This is a genomic window from Devosia sp., from assembly GCF_040509215.1.
GTDB lineage: Bacteria > Pseudomonadota > Alphaproteobacteria > Rhizobiales > Devosiaceae > Devosia.
Map to the genome: position 1 here is coordinate 1 of NZ_JBEVLL010000388.1, position 3,594 is coordinate 3,594.

Below are 3,594 nucleotides of genomic sequence, written 5' to 3' on the forward strand. Positions count from 1 at the left end.
CCTTGGGGGGTGTGGTGGGGGCGCGGGGGGGGGTGGGGGGGCCTTTGCCCTGCCTCTCAGCTCATCGTCACCACCGGGCTTGTCCCGGTGGTCCATGCTTTGGCTCAGGCGCCCAGCGCCTCGCTCGCCCCAACGCGCTCAGCAATGAACCGCAGCATCTGCCGATCGGTATAATCCCGCGCCGCCAGCGTCGCGCCAGCCTCCAGCAGTTGCGCCGGCTCCAGCCCCGTCGCCATGCCAATCGTCGCGATCCCCGCCGAAGTCGCCGACTTCAGCCCCGTCCGCGAATCCTCAAACGCCACGCAGTTCTGAGCATCAGCCCCAAGAATCCGCAGCCCCTCCAGATATGGCAGCGGATGTGGCTTGCCGAATTCCAGCTCATCGCCGATCACCAGCCCCTTGAACCGGTGTCGCGCCCCGATGCTGTTAAGAAGCTGCTCGGCATTGTCCCGCGGCGCATTGGTCACTGCCACCGCCGGCAAGCCGATCGCATCGGCCCAATCAAGCAGCGCAAACAGCCCATGCACCGGCTCGACACCCTCAGCAGCCAGCGAGCGGAACAGGGCTTCCTTTTCCATCATGATTTCCCACTGCCGCTCCGGCGTCTCATGCGGCAGGAACTGCGCGCCGATCGCCTCATTGGCGAGACCCTGCAGCTCGCGCCCAAAGCGTTCGCGGTCAAAATGGTGCCCATAGGGCGCAAAGGCACGATTGAAGGCTTCGAGATGCAGCGGATCGCTCTCGACCAGCGTTCCATCGATGTCAAAAAGTAGTCCGGCGCCGGGCTTGAGAGTCATGGTCATTCCGTCGATAAATCGGGGGTGAGACCGCCACGAAATTTCTGCATCGTCAACGAGGCAAATTGTGCCAGAAATTCCCGCCCACATGTCTCTCGAACGCCTGCGCGAACTGACCGTCGCCGGCCATCCCCAATTTGCCGGCGCCCGTTTCACGATTCTGGCCGATGGCTGGGATAGCGTCGCCCTCGATATCGACGACCGCTACATCATAAAATTCCCGCGCCACGAGGTCGCCGAACAGTCCCTCCGCCGGGAAGTGCTGCTGCTTTCCGTCATCGCGCCACGCGTCCTGATGCCGGTGCCCGTCATGGATCTCCACGACATCCCCGTCGCTCACACTATCCACGCCAAACTACCCGGTCGCGCCCTCGACCCCGCCGCCTATGACAAGGTACCCGAAAGCATGCGCGCCGAAATCGGCGAACGCCTCGGCCAGTTTTATGCACACCTCCACGCCATCAATCCGGACCTCCTTGCCAATGCCGGCGCCGGACCAGTGCAGGAATGGCTCGATGCCGAAACCATCCGCCATCGCATTGCACCCCATCTGACGCCCGCCCTCGTGCCCTGGGCAGAAGAGGCACTGGAAAAATTGGAGCTTCTGGGCCCTGATCCCCACGGCATAACCTACGGGCTCTTTGACGGCCACGGCTGGAACATGGCCTACGATCCAGCGCAAAACCGCTTCGGCGGCATCTTCGACTTCGGCGATTCCGGCTTCGGGCCGCTGCACCAGGAATTCATCTATTCCAACCTGATCGCGCCCGACCTGACAGCGCGTATCATCAACAGCTATGAGCGCCACAGCGGCCGCACACTCGACCGCGACCGCATCCTCCTGCTCACCGACATGCACCGCCTCTGGGAAATCGCCGAGGAACACGAAAACCCAGAAGGCATGACCGCGATGCTCGAAGCCGCTCAAGCCTGGGTGAGCATCCGCCCTCAGGACTGGTCCTAATACTGTTCCACTTTGCGCGCGTAGGCCGACATGAAGTCGAGCGACGCCATGACGCCCTGCAGCGACAGCCAGACATCGGCCGGCTTCTCCTGCCCGGTCATGGGCACGATGAGTTTGAGGGACGTCCGCTCCTTCATCCGGTCGATGAGCCGCGCTTCGAGTTCGGCATCAGCCACGAAATACTGATTGGTCACGTTGAAGCGGGTTTCGATGTGTTCGCCCATGTTGAGCATCACTGGCCCATCGCCAGCAAAAAGCAGCCGCATCGGCCGGCTCTCGTCATAGCCGCCCTCGTCCGTCGCCACGGTGATGGCGAGATCAAGCTCGCCATCGAGCCGATTGCGGATCAGCGTCAGCTTGTAGGCGGGCAGACTGGCGCTGTTCTGCGCCTGGCTGCCGGTGCTGGCAAAGCAGGAATAGCCGTAATAGTCGGCTGAGCCTTCCACGATAGCGTCCGGGCATGCCGCCAGCCAATCGCGGAAATATTCGCGCCATTCGCCGTAGGAGTGATGAAAAGGTTCGGCCGCTGCCGGAATCGTGAGCAGCAGCAGGGCGGCAAGGCGTGCGACATGACGCATTAAAACACTCTCGTCTTTGCCCCCCGGCCAGACTCTTATATCAGTGACCCCAGAAAGATGACCAGAGGACGACAGGCTTGGCGCTCGAGAAGATAAATGGCCTCAATGTGATGCTGCTTGACGAGACCGGGCCAAAACTCGGTTCCGAGCGGGACGCGCTCGACGTCATCGGTGCCACTTATGGTCTCGAAGCCGACGCCGTCGCCATTCCCGTGTCGCGCCTCGATCACGACTTTTTCGTCCTCAGCAACAAGCAGGCAGGGCACTTCATCCAGAAGATGCAGAACTATTCCATGCGCCTCGTCATCCTAGGCGACATCTCCGCCGCCATGGCGAACAGCAAAGCCCTCACCGATTTCGTCGGCGAGACCAATCGCATCGGCCACCATTTCTTTGCAGCCGATCGCTCTGCCATGGAGGCCGGCTTCGGCCGGGCCCGCTGATGGCGCGCAAAATTACCGTGACCTTACAGACCACCGCCGAACTCTTCGCGCCCGAAGCCGAATTTCCTGATTTCAGCCACGAGCAGATGGCTTATGACCGCGGCGCACGCTGCGTCGTCGGCGTCGATGAAGCCGGCCGCGGTCCGCTTGCCGGCCCGGTCGTCGTCTCGGCCGTCCGCCTCGACCCCAATCGCATTCCCAATGGCCTCAACGATTCCAAAAAACTGACGCCCGAGCGCCGCGCCGAACTGTTCGAAGAAATTTTGGCCGTCGCCGATGTAGCCATCGTCAGCGCCCCGCCCTCCGACATTCTCAATCTCAACATCCGTGGTGCTACCCTTGCCGCCATGACCCGCGCCGTCCGCGCCCTGCCCTGCACCGCCGATTGCGTGCTGGTCGATGGCCGCGACATTCCCCCTGGCCTCCCCTGTCCCGGCATTGCGCTGATCGGTGGCGACGGCCGCAGCGTCTCCATCGCCGCCGCCTCGATCGTCGCCAAAGTCATGCGCGACCGCATGTGCGCCATCATGGATTGCGACGCGCCCGATTTCGGCTTTGCCGGCCACAAGGGCTATGGCACCGCCGCGCACCTGAAGGCCCTCAACCTCCACGGCCCCAGCCGCCACCACCGCTCGGCCTTCGCCCCGGTGGCCGCACTTCTCGTCCAAAAAACAACCGCCACAATCGAGGGTTAACCCCTCGCTAACCCCTTACAAACGCTCCATTAACCCTGACGAAGTACAAAGGCATGGTTAGTACTGCGTTAGGGATAGTTGCATGTTGCGTACCGCGCGTACGGCCCAGTCGGCCGA

General features: G+C 62.5%; 5 protein-coding genes. 3 read left to right on the forward strand and 2 right to left on the reverse strand.

The window, feature by feature from the left end; genetic code table 11:
• Window positions 1-104 precede the first annotated feature (104 nt).
• Window positions 105-797 (reverse strand): HAD family hydrolase, encoded by a 693-nt coding sequence (locus ABW043_RS21690; RefSeq protein ID WP_353923275.1) that lies wholly within the window; start codon window positions 795-797, stop codon window positions 105-107.
• Window positions 798-885: 88 nt separating this feature from the next.
• Between ABW043_RS21690 and ABW043_RS21695 the strand changes: the two genes are divergently transcribed.
• The gene (locus ABW043_RS21695; RefSeq protein WP_353923276.1) at window positions 886-1,761 is read left to right on the forward strand and encodes a phosphotransferase family protein; all 876 of its coding nucleotides are present in this window, start codon (window positions 886-888) and stop codon (window positions 1,759-1,761) included.
• Here the strand turns inward: ABW043_RS21695 and ABW043_RS21700 are convergent.
• Complete coding sequence (locus tag ABW043_RS21700) at window positions 1,758-2,339, reverse strand: hypothetical protein (protein ID WP_353923277.1); 582 nt, start codon at window positions 2,337-2,339, stop codon at window positions 1,758-1,760. The genes ABW043_RS21695 and ABW043_RS21700 overlap by 4 nt on opposite strands.
• A gap of 77 nt (window positions 2,340-2,416) precedes the next feature.
• Between ABW043_RS21700 and ABW043_RS21705 the strand changes: the two genes are divergently transcribed.
• Both ABW043_RS21705 and rnhB read left to right on the forward strand, forming a co-directional pair.
• On the forward strand, window positions 2,417-2,782 hold the full coding sequence (locus tag ABW043_RS21705) for a DUF4180 domain-containing protein (RefSeq protein WP_353923278.1): 366 nt from the start codon (window positions 2,417-2,419) through the stop codon (window positions 2,780-2,782).
• Window positions 2,782-3,477, forward strand: a complete 696-nt coding sequence (gene rnhB / locus ABW043_RS21710; protein ID WP_353923279.1) for a ribonuclease HII — start codon at window positions 2,782-2,784, stop codon at window positions 3,475-3,477. Before ABW043_RS21705 ends, rnhB begins: the two co-directional genes overlap by 1 nt.
• Window positions 3,478-3,594: the final 117 nt, after the last annotated feature.

What these genes read in the sequence shown, in the direction of transcription:
- ABW043_RS21695 (WP_353923276.1), top strand. Translation starts at nt 886, where the DNA reads ATGTCTCTCGAACGCCTGCGCGAACTGACCGTCGCCGGCCATCCCCAA.
- ABW043_RS21700 (WP_353923277.1), bottom strand. Translation starts at nt 2,339, where the DNA reads ATGCGTCATGTCGCACGCCTTGCCGCCCTGCTGCTGCTCACGATTCCG.
- ABW043_RS21690 (WP_353923275.1), bottom strand. Translation starts at nt 797, where the DNA reads ATGACTCTCAAGCCCGGCGCCGGACTACTTTTTGACATCGATGGAACG.
- rnhB (WP_353923279.1), top strand. Translation starts at nt 2,782, where the DNA reads ATGGCGCGCAAAATTACCGTGACCTTACAGACCACCGCCGAACTCTTC.